Source organism: Lacisediminihabitans sp. FW035, assembly GCF_054880895.1.
In genome coordinates, this window is sequence record NZ_CM142187.1 from 427,616 (window position 1) to 451,107 (window position 23,492).

Genomic DNA, 23,492 nt, shown 5'->3' on the forward strand with positions numbered 1-23,492 from the left:
GGCGACTGATCGGGCCGAAATGTAGTTTCCGGCGGACTAGCGATGGCGGAAAAATAGCCTGCTCATCTTCTCCTCACTGGTCGCTCTACTCGCGAGGAGGGCGACGCAGTCGCTTGACGTCGGTTCGCCGTTTCTTCTCTTCCAAGCGTCTCTTCCTGGCACCGCGACTCGGCTTCGTCGGTCGTCGCGACGGTGACGGCGGTAAGAGGGCGTCGGCCACGATTGCGGCCAGCCGGGCGCGCGCAGCATCCCTGTTGCGTAATTGCGCACGGTGCTCGGATGCCGCGATCGTCAGCGTTCCGTCGACGATACGACTGCCCAGACGCTCTAGGAGTTGCTCCCGTTGGGATGCAGTGAGAACTACAGACCCTGCCATATCCCACACGAGTTCTACGCGGGAGTCGGCAGTGTTCACACCTTGCCCGCCGGGGCCGGATGACCGCGAAAACCGCCAAGACAGCTCGGACTCAGGAATCGTCAGCCCCGAGTCGACCCGAAGACCAGGACGGTGAGCAGCGGGCATAGTTCCATCTTCCTCTCGCGCTCGGGGTGCGTCCGCAGGAAGTCCGGCTTGCAGGCTGGCGCGTCGGACGGAATCCATCGGATCGTCCACACGCTGATTGCTATCGCTAGTTCAGCTTCTCATTCCTGATATTGGCCGACTCTTCAGCCTTCAACCGTGCCGTGAGTCGTAAGCCGAGGACGAGATTAGTTATCGCGAACGCGACAACTATTGGAGACAAGACCGCCACCACGAGCGATGTGCTCGTATCCAGGTACCCGCCGCTGCTAGCAACAGCACTACCGATCAGATAGATAGTGATCCAGACGACAAGAAGTATGGCGGTTGCTGTGGTGATCATTCGGTGGAAGCGAGTGGACTTTGCCCACCGCACACGCGCTCGATTCATTTGTCTCCTTCATACCGTCGCGGAGTAATTGTCAATGAACGCTTGATCAGTTCGAGCGCCTCATCTCGTTACTAGAACATGACAATCGCACATGGACTTCCCTTCCGACATACGTCGAGACCCACGGTGCGGCGGCCATTCTCGCCCGCGAACTGCCCCGCTGGTCGTTTCCGCTTGCGGGCACGCGATTGGGGCGAAGAAGGGTCCCGAGCCGACTCTGGGAGTACCGTCAAATGAGGCCCGCTAATCGTCCGGCTCGCGTTACGGAGACGGTGTGCCGATCTTAAAACGTCCGGTCACGGTTGTGCCGTCTGACTCATAGACGGGTATGTATCCACTTCCTCGCAGCGCATCCATCTGCTTCAGGAGTACGAACCCGGTCTTGTGATTGGTGCCGAGGGCTCCGATCAGGTCCGGGCAGCCGTTGACGTTGCACTGTCCGAAGCTTTGTCCTTTGGCATTTTTGCCCCACGGGGTCATCTTCGAATCGGCATACTGTCCGGTCACCTTCCACCGAGTGCCCGAATCTGCGGTGATGGTAATCGAGGTTTTCCCCGTAGCGGGTAGCGATGCATCGTTCATGTGCCACGGGTGCACGATGCCGTGAGAGTCCACGCGGCCTCCGTCTTTGCAATAGAACGTAGCAAGATCACCAATGTCGCCCGCATTTTGTGGGAGTGACGATATGGAGATTGATCCTTCCGAGTTGAGGCATTGGACGATGACGATTACGCGGGTCGCGCCGGCAGGCGCGGGTCCCAGTTCGAGGGCACTGGTCCCTGTGTGCGTGACGGAGTGGAGCCCGCCGAGAGGCGTCACAGTTGTTGATCCGGGGAAGTGATTGACGACGATCGCGGCGGCGGTCGATAGTCCCGCCGCCGCGACCAGGGCGATGGTTAGGGCCAGCTGCCGGGCGCGGCGCTGATGGCGTTGGAGGCGGCTGTTCTTCGTACCGATCGCCAGAAGCTCGGCTCGCACAGCTTCGGCAACTGCGGGGGTCATTCCAACGGGTGTCATGAAGCACTCCCTTCCATGGCGGGACGCGTATCGGGCTTGAGGTCGCCAAGTTCGGTTCGAAGTCGGGCACGAGCGCGATGGAGGCGGACGCGCGCTGTCGCCGGCTTCAGGCCGATCGTTTGAGCGGCGTGGGCGATCGAGAGACCTTCGAGGGCTGTAAGAACGAAAAGCGCGGCGTCGTCTGGCGCGAGCCGCCCGAGAGACGACGCAAGCCTCAGACTCGCTTCCGCTTGCTCCGCGTTATGTCCCAGGACTGGCTCCGGTTGTGGAAGGGACTGGAGTAGCCGTCGGTAGCGTGCCGTGCTCCGGCGGGCGTTTCGTGACAGATTGACTGTGGCGACGAGGAGCCAGGGCCGGACCGAGTGGTCGACGAGGACCACCGTGCGGCGCTTGCGCCATAACTCGAAAAACGCTGCTGCGGCAATTTCGTCGGCGTCATGCACATTTCCCATGAGGGAGAGTGCGCGCCCGTGTATCCGATTCCGGTGGAGGTCGAAGATCTGCGCGAACGCCCACCCGTCGTCTTGGCGTGCTCGTTGCCAGAGTTCCGCCTCGTTGTCCATCACACCCATGAATGTCCGCTATGGCCGTATCCGTTACATCAAGTTTCTTGAAGTGCCAGGTAGCGGCCAAAACTCTCAGCTGCACGTGACCGTCGGCCTCAGGCTACCCGAGCCCATTCATCGTCCTCAGCCTGTGCCTTTCGCGCTTCATTCGGAACCAGGCATGGGTAGGCAGGACAAGAGCGAAAGCATCACCACCGCCCCGTTGAGGGTTCCCCTTGCGGGCGGTATTTTTTTCACCTGGCCCGATTTGAGGCGATTCGCCGTCCCGTAAGTGAAGTGCCACGTAACCCATGAGATACGACACAGGGCGAGACCTGCCCGCGGTAATGAGGCAGCGGACTCTGCGCGCGACGGTCAGCTGCACCTGGCCAGTCATCCGATTTGGACAGGTTGACTTTCACAACTTCGCCGCGAGGCGCGCGTGGTACGTCGACCGCGCCCCGCCACCCTCAGCTCGAGATGTCCTTGCGGCGGAACCACCACACCGCCACCGTGGTGAAGAGCAGGGCGTAGATCAGGGCCGACAGCACGGAGTCGGCGATCGGGGCGTAGTCGATGCGGGCGTTGAAGAATTCGCGGAAGGCATCCGTATTCCAGGTGGGGAGGTAGTTGCGCACCTCCCCCAGGTCAGGGATGCGTTCCAGGATGCTCGACAGGATGGAGGTGATCACGACACCGCCCGCCGCAGCCAGCGGGGCCTCCGCGAGAACGGTGAACATCGTTCCGAGCGCGGCCGCCCAGGAGAGATGGACGCAGATGATCGCGACCGCCGCCAGGATCCGCATCAGGGATTCGCCCATCCCGAGTTGCGGCCCGACCGGGATCTGGATGCCGCCACCCCCGTAGGAGATCGTTCCGACCAGCAGTGACATGCCGGTGAGCAGCAGGATGCCGACCACCAGCACCGTCGAAGACACCAGCACCTTCACGAACAGCAGCCGGGTGCGTCCGACGGGGATCGTGAGCAGGTATTTCAGCGTGGACCTCGACGCCTCGCCGGCGATCATATCTCCGAAGAGCAGCGCAACGACGAGAGTCAGCAGGAATCCCGCCGTGATCACCAGGATGAACGCCGTGAACGTCGTGCCGCTCGCCTGGGCGAACGCAGCCAGGTCGGTGCGCCCCGCCGCGGGACCACCGGCTCCACCGATGAGGAAGGCGAGCCGCACGACCACCGGCAGCAGCGCGAAGATGATGAGGACGACCCGCACGCGCCACTGGCTGATCTGCCGGGCGAATTCGACCCGGATGGGCATGGTGCGGCGCACGGAGGGGGTGGGCTCCGGGATCGGCCCGGGGCTCCAGGCAGACGGTGCCGGCGCACTGGTCGTGCTCATCAGACGATCCCTTCCGTGCCCACCATCTCGAGGAAGGTCTCCTCGAGATGCCGCCCGCGAGTCACCGAGCGGATGCCGATACCTTGCGCCGTGACTGCGGCCACGACCGCCTCCGGGCTGTTCCCGGCAGGCAGCACCCGGATGGTGCCGGGGGCGATGATGTGCGCCTCGGCACCCTCGAGGCCATGGACGGCGTCGAGGGCGGCCTCCACATCCGTCGCCTCGATCGTGAGCTCTGTCGACTCTCCCGCGAGTTCCGCGACGGGACCTGCGGCGAGGAGGCGGCCGCGGGCCATCACCACGACGTCGGAGCAGGTCTGTTCGACCTCGCCGAGGAGGTGCGACGACACGATGACCGTGCGTCCGGTCTCGGCATAGCGACGCAACACCCCGCGCAGAGCGAAGATCTGGGGAGGATCGAGTCCGTTGGTCGGCTCGTCGAGGATGAGGAGTTCCGGCATCCCGAGCATCGCTTGCGCGATGGCCAGGCGCTGCTTCATTCCCTGGCTGTAGCCGCCGACGCGACGGTTCACCGCCGAGCCGAGGTCGGCGATATCCAGCGCCTCGGCCAAACGTGCCTCTGCACGGGGGCGCCCCGACGCGGCCCAGAAGAGCTCGAGGTTGCGCCGCCCGGAGAGGTGGGGGAGGAACCCCGGCCCTTCGATGAAGCAGCCCACCCTCGTGAGCACCCGGGATCCCGGGGAGACCTTCTCGCCGAAGATCTCGATCTCGCCGGCATCGGGTCGAAGCAGTCCGGTGACCATGCGCAGCGCGGTCGTCTTGCCCGCGCCGTTCGGGCCGAGAAGCCCGAGCACCCGTCCCTGCTGCACGGTGAAGGAGAGGTCGTCGACGGCGCGGAACCCGCCATAGTTCTTGGTGAGCCCGCGGATCATGAGGGGTGGGGCGTCGTTCGGGGCCGCGGCGACGGGCAGGGCCCGATCCCGGCGGCGGTCGCTCACGACGGCGGCGATCCCGAGCACCAGCGCGAGCAGGAGCACGATCGGGATGCCGATGATCGCGGCGGTCGACGGCGCACCCCCGGCGACCGCCGGGTCGGAGGAGGCGATCGTCGGCAGAGAGATGCCGCCGTCGGTGTCGACCGCGAAGACAGCGGTGGTGGGGGATCCCTGGTAGCCGGCATCCGTCGTCCGAAGGGAGAGCTCGATCACGTCGCCGCGCTCGAACCTCCAGGTGGTGGCCGGCAGCCGCACCGGCACCCGAACGACAGAGCCGTCCGCCGGAAGTGAGATCCGGATCGGGGCGACTCCACCGCCGACAGCGATGTCCGAGTCCCCCGACGAGACGCGCAGCTGCGCGAACAGCAGTACTTCGACCGGAGCGGTGGATGGCGCGGACTCCCTATCCCGGTCCCGGAAACGTGGCAGCCGCACATCCACGGTCACGGTGGGGGAGCCCGCCAACACGAACGGCGCGGTGATCGGCGCGGTGGTGTATTTCGCCTGCTGGGCCGGTTGTGCAGCGGTGCCGGCGATGCCGCTGCCGATCCCGCCGATCACTGAGTCGAGCGGTCCGGTCCCCGGAAGAGACGAGATCGTCGCCGGCAACCCTCCGGGCGGATTCACGACGACGTCGAAACGGCCGCGAAGGGGCAGGGTCTTCGTGCTGCCACCCTCCAGCCCGGGATAGCGCGCGGCGACGCGGGTCTCGGCGAAGCCGCGCACCGAAGACGGCACGGTGAACGAGAAGGGCTCCGACCGGGAGTGTGTCACCGCTCCGCGCCGCAGGTGCGAGGAGAGCCACCGGTCGACGGTCGCCGAGGTGCCGGCGGTCTGCCCGCCGTCGTGTCCACCGGCGAACCACGACACCGTCACCGGTGCACCGGCCGCGGCGATCTCGCGGGCGTTCGCATCGGCCTGGTCGAGGCCGAACAGCGTGTCCTGCCTGCCCTGCAGCAGCAGGGTCGGCGCCGTCATCCCGCTGAGGGCCGAAGCGGGGGAGGATGCCTCGAGCAGCGCGTGATCGGCCGCATCGAGTTGCCCTCCGCCCACGAGCTTCGTGTAGAGGGTGCAGAGTTCGGCGGTGAAGCGTCCGCAGGCTCCCGCGAAGGGCGAGGCTGCGGCTCCGAAGAGCTGGGTGGCCCAGGCCTGTTTGAAGACGCCGGGCTGCACCGCAGCGCCATCCGCCGCCGGGGACTGGGGCACGAGAGCCTGCGCCAGGTCGTTCCAGGTGATGGCGGCGACCACCGTATCGATTCGGGGGTCCGTCGCGCCGAGCATGAGCGCGAGCGCCCCTCCGTACGACGCTCCGACCACGCCGACGACGGGGTCGCCGTCTCTCGTCTCGACTTCGGGTCGGCTGCCGAGCACATCGACGAGGCGTTTCGCGTCCGCGACCTCGTAATCGAGGGAGTCGAGGGAGATCCGCCCCCCGGAACGCCCGAATCCACGGGCGGAGTAGGCCATCACCACGTAGCCCTCGCGCCGCATCCGTTCGGCGTCTTTGGCGAGGGAGCGCTTCGATCCGCCGAAGCCGTGCGCCAGGAGCACGGCGGGAGCGGGACGCGAGGTCGCGGGCAGGTACAGGTCGACGTCGAGGGAGATGGTCGCGGCGGATCCCGGCGCCGCGGGCACGGGCACTCGGAAGCTCTCGGTCGACCCGGTCGGTTCCGCAGCGGAAGCGGACGGCACGACGCCGCCACCGAAGGCGAGCACCATCAGCGCCGCGCCGAGAGCCGCACGCCAGCCACGGGCGTGGGAGCGGCTCATGGATTAGTCCTTCGCGTTACGGGTGACGAGGAAGAGATGAGCATACGTGATTCACCCTCGGGGAGGGTCGGGAATTCTCTGTCGGGGTGCCGTGCGCAGAACGAAAACCCGCACTTGCGGTCTGTTTACCTTCATGCGCGACAATAAGGCCCATGTCCAAGAAAATCGATGCCGCCCTCAAGGATCTGACCAAGGCCCTTCGCAAGCACGCGGAGGCCGTCGGGGGCAGCCGCGTGTCCCTCAAGAAGTCCCAGCGCGCGTCGGCGAAGCTGCAGGCGACCGCGTCGGCCTACGCTGCCGCGGTGCACGCGAAGACCGGGCTGGACAGCCCGTTCAACGACGTCGTGAGCCCCGGGCTCGAGAACGTGACCCTCAACTCGCTGCTCGCCGAGCGCGATGCGCTGGCCAGCCAGTCGAAGAAGTCGGAGCCCGCCGACTCATCCGCTGCCCTGTGAGGCAAAGCGCGGCTTAGAAGACGTCCGGGCTCGGCGTCGAGGTGTGGCGGATCGCGACATCCGCGTGCCGGTCGAAGCGGTAACCCACGCCACGAACGGTGCGGACGATGTCTTCGTACGACCCGAGCTTCGAGCGCAGACGGCGCACGTGCACGTCGATGGTGCGCTCGTTGGGGGCGTCGTCATCGCCCGCCGACCAGAGCGACGAGATGAGTTCGGCCCGATCGATGGTGCGGCCCTCGCGGAGTACGAGGTACTGCAGCAGCTCGAACTCCTTGTAGGTGAGGGCGGCGGTCTCGTCGTCGAGCACGACGCGCTTGCGGGAGAGGTCGACGACGACGCCGCCGCGTGGCTTCTCTTCCGGCTCGGGCTGCTGACGGTGTTTGGCAAGGGCGGACGGGTCCTGCAGGGCGAGCCGCACGACCTCCACGTCGCGGCCGCCGGCACCCTGCGGGGCGAGGGCGACGGCAGCGTAGGTCTCGGAGGTGGGCACGAGCTCTTTTGCCAGGGCGCGGAGGGCCTCGACGATCTGAGCGAGGTCGGTGCCCGCCGCGGCTGCCTTGAGTTCGTCGACCCCGACGTAGAGCACGAACCCGCGGGCCTCGGTGCCGCCGGGGACGGCGCGGATGCGGGACGGCGTTTCGATGGCCGGAGCGGGTTGCTCGACGGGCACGAGTCGGCGAGGCGCCGACGAGCGGGACGTGGAGGGCAGAACGCGGTCGATTGTGGCAAGAGACATGTGTCGAGAATCCTTGAGAGGGGTGAAGGGCCTCTAATGATGAGGGTGTGATCCTTCGGGATACTTCAGGTGGTGCAGTACAGGGAGCCGCTCGTTATGAGGGGCGGGCACCCGGGGATTCGCGACTCGCGACGAGGGGAATCCGACTCAGGAGTGGGCCGTTAGGCACACATTCGACAACACATCACCGCGCGGAAGCTTCCGGATGCCACGGGGGCGTTCGGAGTACGCGCGGAAACAGTCATAGCACAACTATCTTGCAGGGCGCGGGCAAAAGTCAAGCCAGCGCGCAGGATGTGCGCCTAGACGAGTCCGTAGAGGCGATCTCCTGCGTCGCCGAGGCCGGGAACGATGTATCCCACCTCATTGAGTTTCTCGTCGACGGCGCCGAGCACGATCGTCACGTCCCGACCCTCCATCGCGGCCTCGACGGCGGCGAGGCCCTCGGGAGCGGCAATGAGGCAGACGGCAGTGACATCCACGGCGCCTCGGGCGAGCAGGAAGTCGATGGCCGCGATGAGCGAACCCCCGGTCGCCAGCATCGGGTCGAGTACGAAGCACTGGCGGTTGGAGAGGTCGTCGGGAAGTCGCTCGGCATAGGTCGTCGGCTGAAGGGTCTCCTCGTCGCGCACCATGCCGAGGAACCCGACCTCCGCTGTGGGAATGAGCTTGACCATTCCCTCGAGCATGCCGAGCCCGGCGCGCAGGATCGGTACGACAAGGGGACGTGGCTGGCTGATGGCGAGACCGGTCGCGGTGGCCACCGGCGTCTCGACGGTCACCGTCTCGACCCGCACGTTACGCGTCGCCTCGTAGGCGAGCAGGGTCATGAGCTCTTCGGCGAGGGCCCGGAATGTCGGCGAGGGCGTGTTCTTGTCACGCAGCACGGTGAGTTTGTGGGTGATGAGCGGGTGGTCGGCTACGTGGACTCGCATAGGCTCAATCTAGCCGAGAGGGAGGGGCGTGTTGACAGTCGTACCGCCGCTCTACACCCAGCGGATGCTCGAGGCCGTTGCGAGCGCGAGGCAGGCTCTCACGCACGGGGACGTTCCCGTCGCGGCCCTCGTGCTCGACGCATCCGGGACCGTGATCGGCGCGGGACGCAACGAGCGGGAGCTGCGCAAGGACCCGACCGCGCATGCCGAGATCCTCGCGCTTCAGGCCGCGGCAGCCGCGACCGGCGACTGGCACCTCACCGACACGACGCTCGTCGTGACCCTCGAGCCCTGCGCGATGTGCGCCGGGGCGATCCTGGCAGCGCGCGTGCCCGTTGTGGTCTTCGGAGCGTGGGATGCCAAGGCCGGTGCGGCCGGGTCGGTGTACGACCTGCTTCGCGACCGCCGGATGCCTCATCGCGTCGAGGTCTATGCCGGAGTCGAGGAGGCGGAGTGCGCCGCCCTGCTGCTCGACTTCTTCGGGGAGCGCCGCGGCTGACCGCGCTTCAACGGCTGCTAAAGCGCGCCGAGCCACTCGCTGAACATGGCGACGGATGCCACCTGCATGGCGGGCCCATTGGCGGCGGCATCCCGGCGCAGGTCGTCGGGCTCGATCTCGAGCGTCGCGAGTTCGTCGAGACCGCCGGAGATCCACGCCTCGTACATGTCGGCCGTGAGTTCCGGATGAAACTGCACAGCGAGCGCGTAGTCCCCGAGCGCGAAGGCCTCGTTGCTGTATGCACCGGAGCTGGCCAGTCGGACGGCCCCGCTCGGAAGCCCGAAGGTGTCGCTGTGCCACTGCATCATCGGCACGCCGGCGACGTGGCGGAGCGGCGAGTCGAGCCCGGCTTCGGTCGGGGTGACTTCGCGGAACCCGATTTCCACGGTCTTGCCCCGGCGCACTGTCTCTCCGAGGGCCTCCGCTATGAGCTGCGCGCCCAGGCAGATGCCGAGGGTCGGGCGTTCGGCCGCGAGACGGTCGCGCAGGTAGTCGAGCTCGCTGACGAGGAAGGGGTTCGCGTCCTTCTCGTACACGCCGATGTCGCCACCGAGCACGACCACGAGGTCGGGCTCCGGGTGGTCGAGGGGCGACTCCACCGTGACATCCACGTAGCGGATGTCGTAGCCGTGGTCGAGGAGCACCGCTTCGAGGTTGCCGAGGTGGGCGATGTCGAGGTGTCGGAGCACCAGCGCGACCGGCATGGTCAGTCGGCCGCTCGAATGATGATGGCCTCGGTCGAGGGGTTGCCCTCGCCGGGTGCGACATAGACATCGGGCTCGATGTAGATGACCCTGGCGATCGGCACTTCGGCGCGCACCCTCGCTTCGAGGGAGTTGATCGCCGCAGCGACCTCCGCGAGTTTCATCTTCGTGGGGAAGGCCACCTTTGCGGCCACCAGCAGCTCTTCCGGACCGAGGTAGAGGGTCTTCATGTGGATGAGGGACTCGACGTCCGAGTCGGCGTTGATCGCGTCACGGATGCGCACAGTGTCGTCGGCGGAAGCGCCCTCGCCCACCAGGAGGCTCTTCGTCTCCATTCCGAGCACGATGGCCACGAGCACGAGGAGCACGCCGATGCCGATGGTGCCGATGGCATCCCAGATTCCGTCACCCGTGATGATCGTGAGCACGACTCCGACGAAGGCGAGCAGCAGGCCGGTGAGGGCCGCGACATCCTCGAGCAGCACGACCGGCAGCTCCGGTGCCTTCGCGTGACGGATGAACGCGATCCAGCCGTCCTTGCCGCGAACGTGGTTGGACTCGCGCACCGCGGTGCGCAGCGAGAAGCCCTCGAGCACCATCGCCACCAGCAGCACGACTATCGGGATCCACGCGTTCTCGAGCGGATGCGGATGCTGGATCTTGTTGACCCCCTCGTACAGCGAGAAAACCCCACCCACGCTGAACAGGATGATCGAGACCACGAACGCGTAGACGTAGCGTTCGCGTCCGAAGCCGAAAGGATGGTCAGCATCCGCGGCCTTCTTAGACTTGGAGCCACCGCGTAAGAGCAGGAGCTGATTGCCCGTATCGGCGAGCGAGTGGACGGCCTCGCCGAGCATCGAGCTCGAGCCCGAAAGCCCCCAGGCGATGAACTTCGCCACGGCGATGCCGAGGTTCGCGGACATCGCCGCCAGGATCGCCTTCCTGCTGCCCTCGGTGCTCATGGCGTGGCCTCTGCAGTCCTGCGGTGGGTGCTCATGCGGTCAATCCTAGGATGAGGTGATGAGCACCCTTCCGACCATCGCCATTCTCGGAGCCGGTTCGATGGGCGGAGCGATCCTCAGCGGATTGCTCGCCCCGTCGATCACCGTCGAGGGCGGCATCCGCGTCACCAATCGCACCGAGGCCAAGGCCGCTGCCATTCGGTCGGATGCCGTCACCTCCCTTGCCCTCGAAACCGATCCCAGGGCAAACCTGGTCGCCGTGGACGGCGCCCGGATCGTGCTCCTCGGGGTGAAGCCGGCGATGGTGCCCGACCTTCTGCGGGAGATCGCCCCGGCGCTCGCCGAGGATGCCGTCGTCGTGAGTGTCGCCGCGGGAGTGACGACGGCGACTATGGAGGCCCTTGTCTCGCAGGTGGTGCTGCGGGCGATGCCCAACACGCCGGCCCTCGTCGGGCGCGGGGTGACCGGCGTCAGCCCCGGTTCGCGCGCGACGCCGGAGGATGTCGCGCTTGCGCTCACCCTGTTCGACACCGTGGGGCAGGTGCTCGAGATCCCCGAATCGAAGATCGACGCCCTCAGCACGATCTCGGGATCGGGACCCGCGTACGTCTTCTACCTGATCGAGCAGCTCACCAAGACCGCCGTCGCGCTCGGGTTCACCTGGCAGGAGGCCGCGACGATGGTGAACGGCACCTTCCTCGGCGCCGCGGAACTGCTCGAGGCATCCGGGGAGGATCCCTCGGAGCTGCGTCGCCGGGTCACGAGCCCGAAGGGCACCACCGAGCGCGCGATCTGGGAACTGGAGAAGGCCGACCTCTCGGCGGTGTTCGGCCGCGCGACGGGCGCCGCGCTTGCCCGCGCGCGTGAGTTGGCCGCCGGCTGACCTGCTCTGCTGGTCTCGACATGCTCGCTGGCGCTCGCTACTCGACCGGCAAGGGTGTGCTGGTCGAGTAGGCCGCCCGCGGCCGTGTCGAGACCCGGGGGCCGTGGTCTCGACACGCTCGCTGGCGCTCGCTACTCGACCGGCTCTACTTCTCCAGGTTCGCGAATCTCTCGATGTCGGCGGAGTTGCCGCTCACGATGATCAGGTCATGGTCGGAGACCACAGTGTCTGCCGTGGCATAGGTGAATTCCTCGCCAGGGGTCTTCACCCCGACGACGGTGATCCGGAACTTCCGCCGCACCGCCGACTCGGACAACGCCACTCCGCGAATCGGCTTCGGCGGATGCATCTTCACCATCACGAAGTCGTCATCGAACTCGATGAAGTCGAGCATCCTTCCGGAAACCAGGTGGGCGGCCCGTTCCCCAGCCTCGAGCTCGGGGAAGATCACGTGATTCGCGCCGATGCGCTCCAGGATCGTGCCGTGGGACTTGCTGATGGCCTTCGCCCAGATCTGGGGCACACCGAGGTCCACCAGGTTCGCGGTGATCAGCACGCTGGCTTCGATGGATGACCCCACAGCGACGACGGCGATGGAGAAATCCTGCGCGCCGATCTGCCGCAGCGCGTCGATGTTGCGAGCATCCGCCTGGACGGCGTGCGTGACGACCTCCGACCAGGTCTGCACGAGCTGGGGATCGGTGTCGATCACGAGAACATCGCGGTCGAGTCGTATCAGTTCGCCGGCCGCAGCCGTGCCGAACCGCCCGAGACCGATCACGAGCACGGCGGCATTGGCCGGAATGGGATCAACCAACGATGGGCCTCTCTTCCGCTCGGTGGAACAGCTGTCGCCGGGTGCTCGCGGCGAGGGCCGCGGCGAGTGTCACTGTACCAACGCGTCCGAGGAACATCGTGGCCGCGAGCACGTACTTCGCGGAGTCGGGGAGGTTCTCGGTGAGGCCGGCGGAGAGGCCACACGTCGCGAACGCCGAGATCACATCGAAGAGCACGAAGTCGAGGCGCTCGCCGGTGAGCTGAAGGACGACGATCGTCGAAACGGCGACCGTGGTTGCGCCCCACAGCACCACGCTCACAGCGATGCGCACCACATCGGTGGGGATGCGGCGTTCGAATGCTTCGACCTCGCTGTTGCCGCGGGCTTCGGCGAACGCAGCGAGAAACAGAACCGCGAGGGTCGTCACTTTGATACCGCCGGCGGTGGAGGCCGAGCCTCCGCCGATGAACATGAGCATGTCGGTGACGAGCAGGCTCGATCCGTTGAGCTGGCTGATGTCGATGGTCGCGAAGCCGCCCGAACGGGTCATGACCGACAGGAAGAACGACTGCAGCACTCGCTGCCCGCCGTCCAGGCCGCCGAGTGTGTGGGGATTGGCGAACTCGAGACCGAAATAGGCGACGGCACCGATCAGGAGCAGGATTCCGCTCGTGACGAGGGTGAGTTTGGCATGGAGGGACCAGCGGCGCGGTTTTCGAAGCGTGCGGGAGAGCACGTAGATCACAGGAAAGCCGATGCTGCCGAGCAGTACGCCGAGCATGAGCACCCCGAGGAACCACAGATCGTGGGCATACGGGGCGAGACCGGTGGTAATGGGCACGAAACCGGTATTGGTGAAGGCCATCGCCGCGAAGTAGATGGACTGCCAGATCGCGTCGGGAAGGTCGACTCCGCCGAGAAGGATTCGGGGCAGGAGCGCCACGGCGATCACCGCCTCGATGACGAGGGTGCTGATGGCGACAGTGGCGAGCAGCCCGCCGATCTCCCCGAGCCTCACGGCCTGGCCCTCCGCGATCGGACCGCGCTGGATCCGCAGCGGGTTGCTGTCGCTCGCGACCATCAATTTCGCCCTCAGGCCGAGCTTGCGCGAGATGACGAGCCCAAGGATCGACGCGAGGGTCAGCGCACCGACCCCTCCGATTTCCACGCCGACGAGGATCACGCCATTGCCGAATGCGCTCCAGTTCGTCGCCATGTCCACCGTCGTCAGTCCGGTGACGCACACCACCGAGACCGCGGTGAAGAGTGCGTCGGCGAAGCTGGTTCCGGATGGCGCTGCCGTGGCGACCGGCAACGAGAGCAGTGCGGTGAAGACGACGATCAGGGCGATGAACACCCCGACGGCAAAGCGAGCCGGGGATGCCGAGGCCAGAGCTGTGAATGAATACCGGGCCTGGCCGAGGTGCCCGGCGCTCACAACTGGTCTGGTGGCCATCGATCCCCTCGCAACAGGTTGTCATGGTACCCCTGCGCCACGCCCGGTAGCCTGTCGGGATGGCTGACATCTTTGACGTGGTTGCCGATGCGACCCGACGGGACCTGTTGCAGGTGCTGCTCGACAGGTACACGGCATCCGACACCTCCCGCGGAAAGTCCAACGCCGGGGAGATCAGCGTCGGTGAGATCGTGGAGAAGCTCGGGCTGAGCCAGCCGACGGTCTCGAAGCATCTCAAGGTGCTGCGGGACCACGACCTGGTGACCGTGCGCGAGGAGGGACAGCACAGGTATTACAGCCTCGACACCAGTCCCCTCGAAGACCTCGAAGACTGGCTCATCCCCTTCCTCAGCGCAGATTTCGACGGCGGAGTGGACGACGATTCGACGGTGTTCGCGGCGTGGTCCGGAGTGCAGGTCCCGGAGCCGTTCCGCCGCGCGGCCGAGACGCTGCAGCATCCCACCGAGGCCGGCACCGCGATCGGCCGCCGGGCCGCCGAGGCATCGATCCGACTGCAAGATGCGCAGCATGACCTCGAGCGCCGCGTGATCGAGCCGATCAAAAAGAAGCTCGGGCGCTAGGGCGACACGTGGTCGGCCGAATGGGGCTGTTGCCAGCGAGTCACATTAGCCCCTACAGTTACCGATTAGCACTCCTGTAACACAAGCGATCGGGTGCGTCTGTTCCCAATATCGCTGGAACCTAAGGGGCACCCGACATGGCACGCGATCTCTCCGAGGTGCGTTTTCTTACGGTGGCGGAAGTCGCCGACATGATGCGGGTGTCGAAGATGACGGTCTACCGTCTCGTGCACGCCGGGGAACTGCCCGCCATCCGTTTCGGCCGCTCATTCCGCGTGCCGGAATCCGCCGTCGTCGCGGCCATCGACACTCACATCTCCGACGTCGGTTAGCCCGCGCTGTAAAGCCTGAGCCGGGCATCGGATCCCCGGCCGGTTAGCAGGGACACACCCGGGCGGCTAAGATAGCCCGAGGCAATTTTTCCGCGGTTCTGATCGGACCCGGTCGTCTTCCGAACAACAGTTGAGGTCTCTATGGGTTCCGTAATCAAGAAGCGTCGCAAGCGCATGGCGAAGAAGAAGCACCGCAAGCTGCTTCGAAAGACTCGTCACCAGCGTCGCAACAAGAAGTAGCACCGCAACAAGAAGTAACGTCTGCCGCGTCCCGCGCGAGCAGACCGCGACACGCCAGGCCTAACCGGCCTGGCGTTTTGCGTTGGTCGACGGATCGGCGCCCGGCCGCACCGCTCGAGCCTCCCGGCGTACCCGCTTCACCGTCGCCCGGATGCTGGCCGGATCGAGTCGCATGATCGGCCAGCCGTTCGCGCCCGCGTGGGCCGCGAGCGTGGCATCCGGATTCACCACGATGCGGTTGCCCACCAGTTCGAGCAGGGGGATGTCGTTGCGGGAATCCGAATAGGCCCAGCAATCCGCCAGGTCCGCCCCGAGCGAGTCCGCGAGTTCCTTCGCGGCGACCGCCTTACGGGCACCGTGCAGAACGGGGCCGTCGAACTCCCCGGTGAGCTTGCCGCCCTCTGCGCGCAGCATCGTGCCGAGGGCACCGGTGAGTCCGAGTCGCCGGGCGATGACTGCCGCGATGTCCACGGGGGCCGCGGTGATGAGCCAGACCTCATGGCCCTTGCGCAGGTGTTCGCGGGCAAGCTCCACGGTCTCCGGCCAGAGCCGCGACTCGATCTCCCGCTCGTAGACGTCGTCGGCGAGATTCGTGAGTTCGTCCGCGGGCAACCCTTTGGCCAGTCCGAGCGCTCGTTCCTGGGCGCTCGCGAAGTGCTTGACGTTCTCTCCTACCGTCACGAACCTCAGCTGGTGCCAGCCGAAGGTGAGAAGGTCGCGCACCCCGACGTGCCCGCGCTTCCAGGCGGCACGACTCACGTGGAACGCGCTCGCGCCGTGGAGCAGCGTGTTGTCCACGTCGAAGAATGCGACGATCGGTCGTGCGGAGGCCGGTCCGGGTTGTGAGGCTGGCATGTCGCACCATGCTACGCGGCACGTCTGGCCGATTCGCCGACCTGCCGCGCGCAACGCCGATACTGTTGAATCGTGTCCACGGCAGCGATCACCCTCATCGGCAAACCGGGCTGCCACCTGTGCGACGCCGCGAGGGAGACGATCGGCTCGGTCGTGCGAGAGCTCGAGTCCGAAGCATCCGCTCCCGCCATGTCAGTCGAGGAGCTTTCGATCTTCGATGACGCTGCGCTGCTCGACCGCTATGCGGACGAGATCCCGGTCGTACTCATCAACGGGCGCGTCCACAACATCTGGCGCGTCGACCCGGTGCGATTGCGTGCCGCCCTACTGGAGGTCTAGAGAATGCTCATACACGTCGTGTCGTGGAAGATAGCGGATGCCGCGAGCTCCGAGGGCACACAGAAGATCGAGTCGATCGTCGCCGGCCTCGAATCGCTCGTGGGGGTCGTGCCGTCGATTCGCGAGCTGAGCGTCGGGCCGAGCGTGGTGACCGGTCCGAATCATTGGGACCTTGGCCTGGTGGTGCATTTCGACGACGAAGAAGGGCTCGAGGCCTACCAGGTGCACCCGGAGCACCAGAAGGTCGGAGCGCACATCCGCTCACTGGTCAGCGAACAGGCGACCGTCGACTTCCTGGCGTAGTCCGCCGATGAGCCTCACCGTAATTCGAGACCAACGCCGTCGCGGCTCCGCCCTTGCAGCCAGAGTTCTGTTCCTGATTTTCGCCTCGGTCGCCGTCGGCGCTGGTGCGGGCTTTCTTCTCGTGGTCTTCTTCGGCACAGTCATCGAGGACACCTATCCGGGCGTCTGGTACGACGGCGCGTGGGACGCCATGTGGCGGGCGGCCCTCGGAGTCGCGGCAGGCCTCGTCTATGTGGCCCTCGGAGGTGTGGCGCTCACACTGTGCGTTGCCCGGCTGACCTTTGCTCGCCAGCTTGCGCGGGAGGCCGAGACGAGTCCCGCTGAGATCCCACCACGTCAAGTGCGCGAGGAATCGACCATGGCCAGTCCTTATTCCGGGCTCTGGGCGTACGGCGCGTATTCTCTGATCTTCGCTGCGATTGCCCTGGTCATTTTCTCCCTTGCAACGATCGACACGGCACGATCGAACCCCGCTGAGGTGGCGGTCGGGATTGTCGCGATCGCCGTCACTTGTGGAGTCGTCATCGTCATCATCGGCTGCCTGGCGCTTGCGGGCACCCTGTGGTCTTCACAGTGGAAAGCGACGAGCGAGCGACTCTCGTCAGCCTGGCCGCAACGGAGGTCTGTCGCCAGCGCCGGCAGCGGACGCCAGCGGAGTGCCGAGAAGAGCGCTCGGAAACGCGAGGCGCTCGCGTCCGACACTCGCCTGCTTAAACGGATGGCGCGACGCGGCGCGCTCGCCGCGGGAGTTCTCGCGGCGGCGTCGGGGGTGACCTTTCTCGCGGTGCTGATCGCTCGGAAGCCCTGTCGACTCTGCGATACGCGGTACTTCAACGACACCGGCGAAACGCTCATCGACATCGTGTTGCGGTTCTCGGGCACGATCGCCCTCGTCGCGCTCTTCCTGGTCGCGGTCGTCGCAGTGATCGGCTGGGCATCCAGCGTCAGGGATGCGGCCGACATTCGGCGGCTGGCTGGGTCCTCCGCCCCCAAGACACCCTCGTCCGCAGCTCTCGTCGCACAGGTGACCGGCCTGTGGTGGGGCACTCGGGCCGGTGTCACGCTTGTCGGGATCGGATGGGGAATTGCGCCGATCATCGGTGCCGCCGAGTTCGCAGCGCCCGGATCCTGGCCGGGCTGGGTGGTGCCTGTGCTCGTTCTCTGCGGATTCGTCGGAGCCGCCGTACTCGCCTGGTCGGAGGGCGCGGCGGTGCGAGAGCGCAACGTGATCCGCGAGGCCTGGGTCGTCGAAGACGCCTAGCGGTTCTTCGCGGCGGCTTCCGCTTCGGCGCGGGAGTCGTAGACCGGCTCGTCGAGCACGTAGACCAGGTCTTCGTTGGGTGCCACCAGCAGCAGGTCGGTCTCCTCGTCGGCGGCCTGGAAGTCCGCGGACACCAGCAGCTCGTTGTTGAGATGCACCGTGAGGATGCCGCTGCCGGTCTCGAGCGACGCCACCTCGAGCGCGCTCACCGGCTTGCCGCCGGCCCGTTCGAGCAGCGCCGAGACCGCAGCTCCCACGCCGGTGCCCGCGGAGAGGAACTCCTTCTCGTCGACGACGGTGTAGTCGTAACGGGTGCGCACGGTGAAGGTGAGCTCCTCCGCGTCATCCTCGTCGTCGTCCTCCTCATCGTCGTAGAGGTCGTCGAGTGCTTCACCGTAGGCACCGACGGCCTCCCAGAGCTCGCGGTCAACCTCGACCGCGTCGTCGTCCTGGTCCGAACCGGCGACGAGCAGCGCGATGTGGGTCTCGAGGATCGTCTGCAGTTCACGTCCTGCCTCGATGGCGGCCTGGCGGGGGTCGGGGGAGTCGTTGTCCATGGAGGTCACGGTACCAGTGGGAGCCGGACACAGCACTGATGCCCGGGGCCGGAGCCACGGGCATCCGCTGAGCGCAGAGTGCGCACGCTACTCGATTTCGACGACAGGCGCGTCCGCGGCGTTCTTCTTGATGGATTCGATGCCGTTCTTGGCCCCGGCCTTTGAGGAGTACCCCTCCGACGAGAGGGCGATGACCTCGCCGTTGCCTGCCTTGAGGCGGAAGCGGTATTCGCCGCCTTTGTCGGTGTAGAGCTCGAACTTTCCAGCCATCGTCCAGCCTGCTTTCTCGTCGGGATTTCTCGTCGGAACGGGCGACCCTGCCCGTTTCACGCACCACTCTAGGGACCGTGCCGCTTTCGGTCCAGAGCCGGTCGCAGGGCATCCTCACGGGATTCCCGCAGCAGCGCAAAACGTAGACTGGGCGCGTGGCTGCATCCCTGATCCACCTCGTCCGGCATGGAGAGGTCTACAACCCGGAGGGCATCCTCTATGGGCGCCTGCCGGGCTACCATCTTTCGGAGCTCGGACGGCGGATGGCGGCGGCCGCGGCAGGCGAACTGGCCGGGCATCCCATCACGGCCTTGTATGCCAGTCCCCTGCAGCGCGCGCAGGAATCCGCCGCTCCCTGGAGTGCGAAATTCGGCCTCGAGATCGTCACCGACGACCGCCTGATCGAACCGACCAATCGCTTCGAAGGCGAGAAGTTCGAGTTCGGACCGGCGGTGCTCACCAAACCGCGTGTCTGGCGCTGGGTGATCAACCCCTGGAAGCCGAGCTGGGGTGAGCCCTACGTGAGCGTGATCGACCGGATGATGTCGGCGATCGGCGACGCCTGGGATGCCTCGGACGGCGGTGAGGTGGTGATGGTGAGCCACCAGATGCCCATCGTCATGGTGCAGAGGTTCGTCGCCGGATCCAAGCCGTTCCACGACCCCCGTCAGCGACGGTGTCACCTGTCGAGCATCACGACCCTCCGCAAAGACGGCGACTCCTTCGTCGAGGTGGGCTACCAGGACCCCGCAGCCGAGCTGCTCGCCGGATCGATCGACACGGGTGCGGTGTGAAGGCGCGCTCCTTGATGGCTGCGGCACTGGTGGTCGGAGCCCTCGCGCTCAGCGGGTGCTCCACCGACTCCCTGGCCAAGGACTACGGCAACGGCGGCGCCAACTACACGGATGATTCCGGTCTGCCTGTGCAGATCCCTGCCGCGAAACGCACGATACCGATCGACTTCACCGGGACCACGGTCGACGGCAAGACCCTTACCGTCTCCGCTGACCGCGCCCCGGTGACCGTCGTCAACTTCTGGTACGCGAACTGCGCGCCCTGTCGCGCCGAGGCGCCCTTCCTGCAGGGGCTGTACGAGAAGTACCAGTCGGACGGCGTTGACTTCATCGGCGTCAATGTCGCCGACCAGTCGCCGGGAGCCCTCTCGTTCGAGAAGACCTACAAGATCACCTATCCCTCGGTGATGGATGTCGACAGCGGTGCCGCGAGGATCGCCTTCGCCGGGGCCGTCGCCCCGACCGCCACCCCCACGACCTTCGTGCTGGATGCCAAAGGCCGCATCGCCGCGCGCATCGTCGGCCAGCTGGAATCCGAGTCGATTCTCAATACCCTCATCTCCGACACTCTCGCCGAGAGCAAGTAGTGCAGAACCCGATCTACCAACTCATTTTCGGCGGCAACCTCGCCGCGGCACTTCCCATCGCCCTGTTCGCGGGAATCGTGGCCTTCGCGTCCCCGTGCGTGCTTCCGTTGGTGCCGGGCTATCTCGCCTACATCGGGGGATTCGCGGGGACGGCGGAGAAGAACGTGCGCGGCGCCCGGCAACGCAGCCGGCTCCTGCTCGGCGTCGCTCTCTTCGTCCTCGGGTTCAGTGTGGTCTTCGTGGGGCTCACTCTGGTCGCGGCAGCGGTCGGAGCAGTTCTGCTGCCCTGGATCGGCGTGATCACGCGCATCGCCGGCGTGGTCCTCATCCTCATGGGACTCGTCTTCATCGGTCAGTTCAGCTTCCTTCAGCGGGACTTCAAGCCGCGCTGGCGCACCACCACCGGTCTCGCCGGAGCACCGCTGCTCGGCATCGTCTTCGGGCTCGGCTGGGCCCCCTGCATCGGCCCGACCTTCGCGGCAGTGATCGCCCTCAGCGCCGGCAGCGGAACTGCGGGCCGCGGGGTGCTCCTCGGCATCGTCTACTGCCTCGGACTCGGCATCCCCTTCCTGCTGGTAGCACTCGGTCTCAACTGGGTCACCGGATCGGTGGCCTGGCTCAAGCGCCATATCCGCGTGATCAACATCATCGGAGGATCGCTGCTCATTGCGATCGGGCTCCTCATGGTCTCCGGTATCTGGCAGATCATCATCAACCAGTTGCAGGGAGTGATTGTCGGAAACTATGTCACGCCCCTCTGATCACATCGATTCCCCGGCGCCCGCCCCCCGCGACGGCGTCATCCAGCCGAAGCTCGGCCCCCTCGGCTACGTGCGCTTCTTCTGGCGGCAGCTCACCAGCATGCGCACCGCGCTCTTCCTGCTGTTGCTCCTTGCGATCGCCGCCGTGCCCGGATCGGTCTTCCCGCAGCGCAGCTCCGACCCCAACGGCGTCACGCAGTACTTCACCAACAACCCGTCGGCAGCGCCGGTGCTCGACAAACTCCAACTCTTCGACGTCTACACCTCTGCATGGTTCTCGGCCATCTATCTGCTGCTGTTCATCTCCCTGATCGGGTGCGTCATCCCGCGCACGATCCACCATGCACGGGCCCTCGCGTCGCCGCCGCCGAAGACCCCCGCGCGCCTCGAGCGTCTCGGCGCCTTCAGCGCATTCGAGATCGAAGCGGATGCCGCCGGCCCGGCCCTCACGGCGGCCTCCGCCGTCGAGTCCGGGCGTGGGGTGCTGCGTAAGGCGGGGTATCGCGTCAAGCTGTTCGACGGGCGCGGACCCGACGGGCCGGAGTTCTCTGTCTCCGCCGAGCGAGGCTACCTTCGGGAGACCGGCAACCTCGTCTTCCATATCTCGTTGATCGGCATCCTCCTGGCCGTCGGTATCGGCGGTGGCGTCGGCTACACCGGCCAGAAGGTGCTCGTCGTCGGGCAGGCCTTCGCCAACGTGCGCCTCACCTTCGACTCCTTCACCAAGGGGCGGTTCTTCTCGGACAGCGACCTGCAGCCGTACCGGCTGCGACTCGACAAGTTCGCCGTGAAGTACGAGGAGAAGAACGACAACGCGCTCGGCCAGCCGATCGACTACACCGCCGACGTCACGACCTTCGATGCAGCCGGCAAGGCTACAAAGGCGGTGGTCAAGGTCAACGACCCGCTGCGGCTCGGCGGCAATGACATCTACCTGCTCGGTAACGGCTACGCGCCCTGGGTCACCGTGAAGAATCCGGCCGGCAAGGTCGTCTACTCCGAGCCTGTGCCGTTCCTCGCCCAGGATGCCAACCTCACCTCACTCGGCATCATCAAGGTGCCCGACGGACTCTCCTCCCAGGTGGGTATGCGGGCCTTCTTCTACCCGACGGCGGCCGAGAGTGCGGACGGCGTGCTCGGCTCGGTCTACCCGGACCTCCGCAACCCGGTGCTCTCCCTCGTCGTCTTCAAGGGCGACCTCGGCATCAACAAGGGTGTCCCGAAGTCGGTCTACGTACTCGACACCGACAAGATGACGCCGCTCGCCGGACCGGGCACCGCCGACGGCACGTCGGCGTTGCGGCTGAAGCCAGGCGAGACCGCGAAGATCCCCGGCGGCCTCGGTTCCATCACCTTCGAGAACAAGGCGCCCGCCTCCGACAAGGCCGACCTGTCGAAGAGCGTGCAGCGCTTCGTCTCGTTCGACGTGCATCGCGACCCCACCCAGGGTTGGGTGCTGTTCTTCGCCCTCTGCGTGCTCGCCGGGCTGCTCACCTCCCTGTTCATCCCGCGTCGTCGCGTGTGGATCAAGGTCGTGGAGCTCGCGGAGGGCCGACTCCGCATCGAATACGCCGGCCTCGCGCGCGGTGAGGACCCCACCCTGGGCGCCGCAGTCTCAGCGATCGCCCAGCGCCACTCCCAGCAACTCGGGCTTAGGCTGGATCCGTGACCTCCGCTGCCCTCGCGTCGTACTCTCTCACCGCGATCTACTCCGCGATGGGCGTGTACCTCTTCGCCTTCATCGCCTTCACGCTCGACCTCGCCAAGCGGTCCGCCGAGACGCCGGTCGCTGCCGTAGCCGCCCCCGCGCGCGTGGGGCAGATGTCGCGGGTCGGGGGAACGGCGGTCATCGAGCGCCAGCCGGCCGCACCGGTCGCGCCGCAGCGCAGATCGAACCAGTTCGAGCGGGTCGCGTTCGCGTTGACGATCCTCGGCTGGGTGCTTCACGTGGTCGGCACCGTGCTGCGCGGCGTCGCGGCGCATCGCGTGCCCTGGGCCAACATGTTCGAGTTCAGCCTCACGGCATCCGCCATCATCGTCGGAGTCTTCATCGCGGTGCAGGCCTGGCAGAACCTGAGATTCCTCGGTGCCTATATCACCGGCTTCTCCCTGATCGTGCTGGGTTTCGGCACCGTCGGTTTCTACGTCAACGTCGTGCCGTTGCCCCCGGCACTGCAGTCGTACTGGCTCGTGATCCACGTGTTCGTCGCCACTCTCGGCACCGCGTTCTTCGCCATCGGGGCCGGCCTCTCGCTCGTGCAGCTGATCCAGGCCCGGCGCGAGTCGAAGCAGATCTCCGGCCTGAAGTTCCTCGACACGATGCCGGATGCCGAGAAGCTCGAGACCCTCGCCTATCGCGTGATCGTGGTCGGCTTCGTCTTCTGGACCTTCACCCTCATGGCGGGCGCCATCTGGGCCGAGCACGCCTGGGGTCGTTACTGGGGTTGGGACACGAAGGAGGTCTGGACGTTCATCATCTGGACCATCTTCGCCGGCTACATCCACGCGAGGGCGACCCGGGGATGGCGTGGCTCGCGCTCCGCCTATCTCGCTATCGTCGGATTCGCCGCGGTGATGTTCAACTTCACCATCGTGAACCTGTTCTTCAAGGGCCTGCACGCCTACAGCGGCCTGTAGGCGC

The 23,492-nt window shown here is 66.3% G+C and carries 28 protein-coding genes; 14 read left to right on the forward strand and 14 right to left on the reverse strand.

Features of this window, described 5'->3' with window-relative positions:
• Positions 1-85: 85 nt before the first annotated feature.
• From arfB to ACVXZ4_RS02155, 5 genes are all read right to left on the reverse strand, one after another.
• Positions 86-523, reverse strand: a complete 438-nt coding sequence (gene arfB / locus ACVXZ4_RS02135; protein ID WP_461796607.1) for an alternative ribosome rescue aminoacyl-tRNA hydrolase ArfB — start codon at positions 521-523, stop codon at positions 86-88.
• Between the two features lie 649 nt (positions 524-1,172).
• Entirely contained in the window at positions 1,173-1,928 is a 756-nt protein-coding gene (locus ACVXZ4_RS02140) for a hypothetical protein (RefSeq protein ID WP_461796608.1), read from the reverse strand.
• Entirely contained in the window at positions 1,925-2,500 is a 576-nt protein-coding gene (locus ACVXZ4_RS02145) for an RNA polymerase sigma factor (protein ID WP_461796609.1), read from the reverse strand. The genes ACVXZ4_RS02140 and ACVXZ4_RS02145 overlap by 4 nt, the downstream gene beginning before the upstream one ends.
• A gap of 443 nt (positions 2,501-2,943) precedes the next feature.
• Entirely contained in the window at positions 2,944-3,831 is an 888-nt protein-coding gene (locus ACVXZ4_RS02150; protein ID WP_461796610.1) for an ABC transporter permease, read from the reverse strand.
• Entirely contained in the window at positions 3,831-6,557 is a 2,727-nt protein-coding gene (locus tag ACVXZ4_RS02155; protein WP_461796611.1) for an alpha/beta fold hydrolase, read from the reverse strand. Before ACVXZ4_RS02155 ends, ACVXZ4_RS02150 begins: the two co-directional genes overlap by 1 nt.
• A gap of 152 nt (positions 6,558-6,709) precedes the next feature.
• Between ACVXZ4_RS02155 and ACVXZ4_RS02160 the strand changes: the two genes are divergently transcribed.
• The gene (locus ACVXZ4_RS02160) at positions 6,710-7,012 is read left to right on the forward strand and encodes a hypothetical protein (protein ID WP_461796612.1); all 303 of its coding nucleotides are present in this window, start codon (positions 6,710-6,712) and stop codon (positions 7,010-7,012) included.
• 13 nt (positions 7,013-7,025) lie between these two features.
• Here ACVXZ4_RS02160 and ACVXZ4_RS02165 read toward each other — a convergent pair whose 3' ends face one another.
• Positions 7,026-7,751 carry a winged helix-turn-helix domain-containing protein gene (locus ACVXZ4_RS02165; RefSeq protein WP_461796613.1) on the reverse strand — a complete coding sequence of 242 codons (726 nt, stop codon included), beginning with the start codon at positions 7,749-7,751 and terminating at the stop codon, positions 7,026-7,028.
• Between the two features lie 302 nt (positions 7,752-8,053).
• Positions 8,054-8,686, reverse strand: a complete 633-nt coding sequence (gene upp / locus ACVXZ4_RS02170; protein WP_461796614.1) for a uracil phosphoribosyltransferase — start codon at positions 8,684-8,686, stop codon at positions 8,054-8,056.
• A gap of 64 nt (positions 8,687-8,750) precedes the next feature.
• Here upp and ACVXZ4_RS02175 point away from each other — a divergent pair, with 64 nt between their 5' ends.
• Positions 8,751-9,185, forward strand: a complete 435-nt coding sequence (locus ACVXZ4_RS02175; protein ID WP_461798041.1) for a nucleoside deaminase — start codon at positions 8,751-8,753, stop codon at positions 9,183-9,185.
• A gap of 17 nt (positions 9,186-9,202) precedes the next feature.
• Here the strand turns inward: ACVXZ4_RS02175 and ACVXZ4_RS02180 are convergent, their stop codons facing one another.
• Both ACVXZ4_RS02180 and ACVXZ4_RS02185 read right to left on the reverse strand, forming a co-directional pair.
• Positions 9,203-9,889: a glutamine amidotransferase gene (locus ACVXZ4_RS02180; protein ID WP_461796615.1), complete on the reverse strand. Its 687-nt coding sequence runs from the start codon at positions 9,887-9,889 to the stop codon at positions 9,203-9,205.
• A 2-nt stretch (positions 9,890-9,891) separates the two neighbouring features.
• On the reverse strand, positions 9,892-10,854 hold the full coding sequence (locus ACVXZ4_RS02185; protein WP_461796616.1) for a cation diffusion facilitator family transporter: 963 nt from the start codon (positions 10,852-10,854) through the stop codon (positions 9,892-9,894).
• A gap of 58 nt (positions 10,855-10,912) precedes the next feature.
• Between ACVXZ4_RS02185 and proC the strand changes: the two genes are divergently transcribed.
• Positions 10,913-11,737, forward strand: coding sequence for a pyrroline-5-carboxylate reductase (proC, locus tag ACVXZ4_RS02190; protein WP_461796617.1), 825 nt, complete (start codon positions 10,913-10,915; stop codon positions 11,735-11,737).
• A gap of 145 nt (positions 11,738-11,882) precedes the next feature.
• Here proC and ACVXZ4_RS02195 read toward each other — a convergent pair whose 3' ends face one another.
• A complete protein-coding gene (locus ACVXZ4_RS02195; RefSeq protein WP_461796618.1) occupies positions 11,883-12,554 on the reverse strand; it encodes a potassium channel family protein in 672 nt (223 codons plus the stop codon).
• Positions 12,547-13,971 carry a TrkH family potassium uptake protein gene (locus tag ACVXZ4_RS02200; RefSeq protein ID WP_461796619.1) on the reverse strand — a complete coding sequence of 475 codons (1,425 nt, stop codon included), beginning with the start codon at positions 13,969-13,971 and terminating at the stop codon, positions 12,547-12,549. Before ACVXZ4_RS02200 ends, ACVXZ4_RS02195 begins: the two co-directional genes overlap by 8 nt.
• 59 nt (positions 13,972-14,030) lie before the next feature.
• Between ACVXZ4_RS02200 and ACVXZ4_RS02205 the strand changes: the two genes are divergently transcribed.
• The 3 genes from ACVXZ4_RS02205 (at position 14,031) to ACVXZ4_RS02215 (ending at position 15,124) form a co-directional block, all read left to right on the forward strand.
• A complete protein-coding gene (locus tag ACVXZ4_RS02205) occupies positions 14,031-14,552 on the forward strand; it encodes an ArsR/SmtB family transcription factor (protein WP_461796620.1) in 522 nt (173 codons plus the stop codon).
• A 137-nt stretch (positions 14,553-14,689) separates the two neighbouring features.
• Positions 14,690-14,884, forward strand: coding sequence for a helix-turn-helix domain-containing protein (locus ACVXZ4_RS02210; protein ID WP_461796621.1), 195 nt, complete (start codon positions 14,690-14,692; stop codon positions 14,882-14,884).
• Positions 14,885-15,025: 141 nt separating this feature from the next.
• Positions 15,026-15,124 (forward strand): 30S ribosomal protein bS22, encoded by a 99-nt coding sequence (locus ACVXZ4_RS02215; RefSeq protein WP_003792170.1) that lies wholly within the window; start codon positions 15,026-15,028, stop codon positions 15,122-15,124.
• Between the two features lie 60 nt (positions 15,125-15,184).
• Here ACVXZ4_RS02215 and ACVXZ4_RS02220 read toward each other — a convergent pair whose 3' ends face one another.
• Positions 15,185-15,979: an HAD family hydrolase gene (locus ACVXZ4_RS02220; protein WP_461796622.1), complete on the reverse strand. Its 795-nt coding sequence runs from the start codon at positions 15,977-15,979 to the stop codon at positions 15,185-15,187.
• A gap of 72 nt (positions 15,980-16,051) precedes the next feature.
• Between ACVXZ4_RS02220 and ACVXZ4_RS02225 the strand changes: the two genes are divergently transcribed.
• The 3 genes from ACVXZ4_RS02225 to ACVXZ4_RS02235 are packed head-to-tail and all read left to right on the forward strand — an operon-like array spanning position 16,052 to position 17,882.
• Positions 16,052-16,318, forward strand: a complete 267-nt coding sequence (locus ACVXZ4_RS02225; protein ID WP_461796623.1) for a glutaredoxin family protein — start codon at positions 16,052-16,054, stop codon at positions 16,316-16,318.
• A 3-nt stretch (positions 16,319-16,321) separates the two neighbouring features.
• Positions 16,322-16,621, forward strand: a complete 300-nt coding sequence (locus tag ACVXZ4_RS02230) for a Dabb family protein (RefSeq protein WP_461796624.1) — start codon at positions 16,322-16,324, stop codon at positions 16,619-16,621.
• A gap of 7 nt (positions 16,622-16,628) precedes the next feature.
• Positions 16,629-17,882 (forward strand): hypothetical protein, encoded by a 1,254-nt coding sequence (locus ACVXZ4_RS02235; RefSeq protein ID WP_461796625.1) that lies wholly within the window; start codon positions 16,629-16,631, stop codon positions 17,880-17,882.
• Here ACVXZ4_RS02235 and ACVXZ4_RS02240 read toward each other — a convergent pair.
• Together ACVXZ4_RS02240 and ACVXZ4_RS02245 are read right to left on the reverse strand one after the other, a co-directional pair.
• A complete protein-coding gene (locus ACVXZ4_RS02240) occupies positions 17,879-18,439 on the reverse strand; it encodes a hypothetical protein (RefSeq protein ID WP_461796626.1) in 561 nt (186 codons plus the stop codon). The two genes, ACVXZ4_RS02235 and ACVXZ4_RS02240, sit on opposite strands and share 4 nt — an antisense overlap.
• An 87-nt stretch (positions 18,440-18,526) precedes the next feature.
• Complete coding sequence (locus tag ACVXZ4_RS02245) at positions 18,527-18,709, reverse strand: YegP family protein (protein WP_354573777.1); 183 nt, start codon at positions 18,707-18,709, stop codon at positions 18,527-18,529.
• Positions 18,710-18,864: 155 nt separating this feature from the next.
• On the opposite strand from ACVXZ4_RS02245, the gene ACVXZ4_RS02250 reads away from it, so the two are divergent.
• From ACVXZ4_RS02250 to ccsB, 5 genes are read left to right on the forward strand one after another with little or no spacing between them, the layout of a single operon-like run.
• Positions 18,865-19,503, forward strand: coding sequence for a histidine phosphatase family protein (locus ACVXZ4_RS02250; RefSeq protein WP_461796627.1), 639 nt, complete (start codon positions 18,865-18,867; stop codon positions 19,501-19,503).
• 14 nt (positions 19,504-19,517) lie between these two features.
• A complete protein-coding gene (locus tag ACVXZ4_RS02255) occupies positions 19,518-20,090 on the forward strand; it encodes a TlpA disulfide reductase family protein (protein WP_461796628.1) in 573 nt (190 codons plus the stop codon).
• Positions 20,090-20,851, forward strand: coding sequence for a cytochrome c biogenesis CcdA family protein (locus ACVXZ4_RS02260; RefSeq protein ID WP_461796629.1), 762 nt, complete (start codon positions 20,090-20,092; stop codon positions 20,849-20,851). Before ACVXZ4_RS02255 ends, ACVXZ4_RS02260 begins: the two co-directional genes overlap by 1 nt.
• Complete coding sequence (gene resB, locus ACVXZ4_RS02265; RefSeq protein ID WP_461796630.1) at positions 20,835-22,520, forward strand: cytochrome c biogenesis protein ResB; 1,686 nt, start codon at positions 20,835-20,837, stop codon at positions 22,518-22,520. The genes ACVXZ4_RS02260 and resB overlap by 17 nt, the downstream gene beginning before the upstream one ends.
• Positions 22,517-23,488, forward strand: coding sequence for a c-type cytochrome biogenesis protein CcsB (ccsB, locus tag ACVXZ4_RS02270; RefSeq protein WP_461796631.1), 972 nt, complete (start codon positions 22,517-22,519; stop codon positions 23,486-23,488). The genes resB and ccsB overlap by 4 nt, the downstream gene beginning before the upstream one ends.
• Positions 23,489-23,492 lie beyond the last annotated feature (4 nt).

Excerpts from the sequence above, each read along its gene's own strand:
- arfB (WP_461796607.1), bottom strand. The coding sequence starts at position 523 with ATGCCCGCTGCTCACCGTCCTGGTCTTCGGGTCGACTCGGGGCTGACG.
- ACVXZ4_RS02140 (WP_461796608.1), bottom strand. The coding sequence starts at position 1,928 with ATGACACCCGTTGGAATGACCCCCGCAGTTGCCGAAGCTGTGCGAGCC.
- ACVXZ4_RS02145 (WP_461796609.1), bottom strand. The coding sequence starts at position 2,500 with ATGGGTGTGATGGACAACGAGGCGGAACTCTGGCAACGAGCACGCCAA.
- ACVXZ4_RS02150 (WP_461796610.1), bottom strand. The coding sequence starts at position 3,831 with ATGAGCACGACCAGTGCGCCGGCACCGTCTGCCTGGAGCCCCGGGCCG.
- ACVXZ4_RS02155 (WP_461796611.1), bottom strand. The coding sequence starts at position 6,557 with ATGAGCCGCTCCCACGCCCGTGGCTGGCGTGCGGCTCTCGGCGCGGCG.
- ACVXZ4_RS02160 (WP_461796612.1), top strand. The coding sequence starts at position 6,710 with ATGTCCAAGAAAATCGATGCCGCCCTCAAGGATCTGACCAAGGCCCTT.
- ACVXZ4_RS02165 (WP_461796613.1), bottom strand. The coding sequence starts at position 7,751 with ATGTCTCTTGCCACAATCGACCGCGTTCTGCCCTCCACGTCCCGCTCG.
- upp (WP_461796614.1), bottom strand. The coding sequence starts at position 8,686 with ATGCGAGTCCACGTAGCCGACCACCCGCTCATCACCCACAAACTCACC.
- ACVXZ4_RS02175 (WP_461798041.1), top strand. The coding sequence starts at position 8,751 with ATGCTCGAGGCCGTTGCGAGCGCGAGGCAGGCTCTCACGCACGGGGAC.
- ACVXZ4_RS02180 (WP_461796615.1), bottom strand. The coding sequence starts at position 9,889 with ATGCCGGTCGCGCTGGTGCTCCGACACCTCGACATCGCCCACCTCGGC.
- ACVXZ4_RS02185 (WP_461796616.1), bottom strand. The coding sequence starts at position 10,854 with ATGAGCACCGAGGGCAGCAGGAAGGCGATCCTGGCGGCGATGTCCGCG.
- proC (WP_461796617.1), top strand. The coding sequence starts at position 10,913 with ATGAGCACCCTTCCGACCATCGCCATTCTCGGAGCCGGTTCGATGGGC.
- ACVXZ4_RS02200 (WP_461796619.1), bottom strand. The coding sequence starts at position 13,971 with ATGGCCACCAGACCAGTTGTGAGCGCCGGGCACCTCGGCCAGGCCCGG.
- ACVXZ4_RS02205 (WP_461796620.1), top strand. The coding sequence starts at position 14,031 with ATGGCTGACATCTTTGACGTGGTTGCCGATGCGACCCGACGGGACCTG.
- ACVXZ4_RS02210 (WP_461796621.1), top strand. The coding sequence starts at position 14,690 with ATGGCACGCGATCTCTCCGAGGTGCGTTTTCTTACGGTGGCGGAAGTC.
- ACVXZ4_RS02215 (WP_003792170.1), top strand. The coding sequence starts at position 15,026 with ATGGGTTCCGTAATCAAGAAGCGTCGCAAGCGCATGGCGAAGAAGAAG.
- ACVXZ4_RS02220 (WP_461796622.1), bottom strand. The coding sequence starts at position 15,979 with ATGCCAGCCTCACAACCCGGACCGGCCTCCGCACGACCGATCGTCGCA.
- ACVXZ4_RS02230 (WP_461796624.1), top strand. The coding sequence starts at position 16,322 with ATGCTCATACACGTCGTGTCGTGGAAGATAGCGGATGCCGCGAGCTCC.
- ACVXZ4_RS02235 (WP_461796625.1), top strand. The coding sequence starts at position 16,629 with ATGAGCCTCACCGTAATTCGAGACCAACGCCGTCGCGGCTCCGCCCTT.
- ACVXZ4_RS02240 (WP_461796626.1), bottom strand. The coding sequence starts at position 18,439 with ATGGACAACGACTCCCCCGACCCCCGCCAGGCCGCCATCGAGGCAGGA.
- ACVXZ4_RS02245 (WP_354573777.1), bottom strand. The coding sequence starts at position 18,709 with ATGGCTGGAAAGTTCGAGCTCTACACCGACAAAGGCGGCGAATACCGC.
- ACVXZ4_RS02255 (WP_461796628.1), top strand. The coding sequence starts at position 19,518 with ATGGCTGCGGCACTGGTGGTCGGAGCCCTCGCGCTCAGCGGGTGCTCC.
- resB (WP_461796630.1), top strand. The coding sequence starts at position 20,835 with ATGTCACGCCCCTCTGATCACATCGATTCCCCGGCGCCCGCCCCCCGC.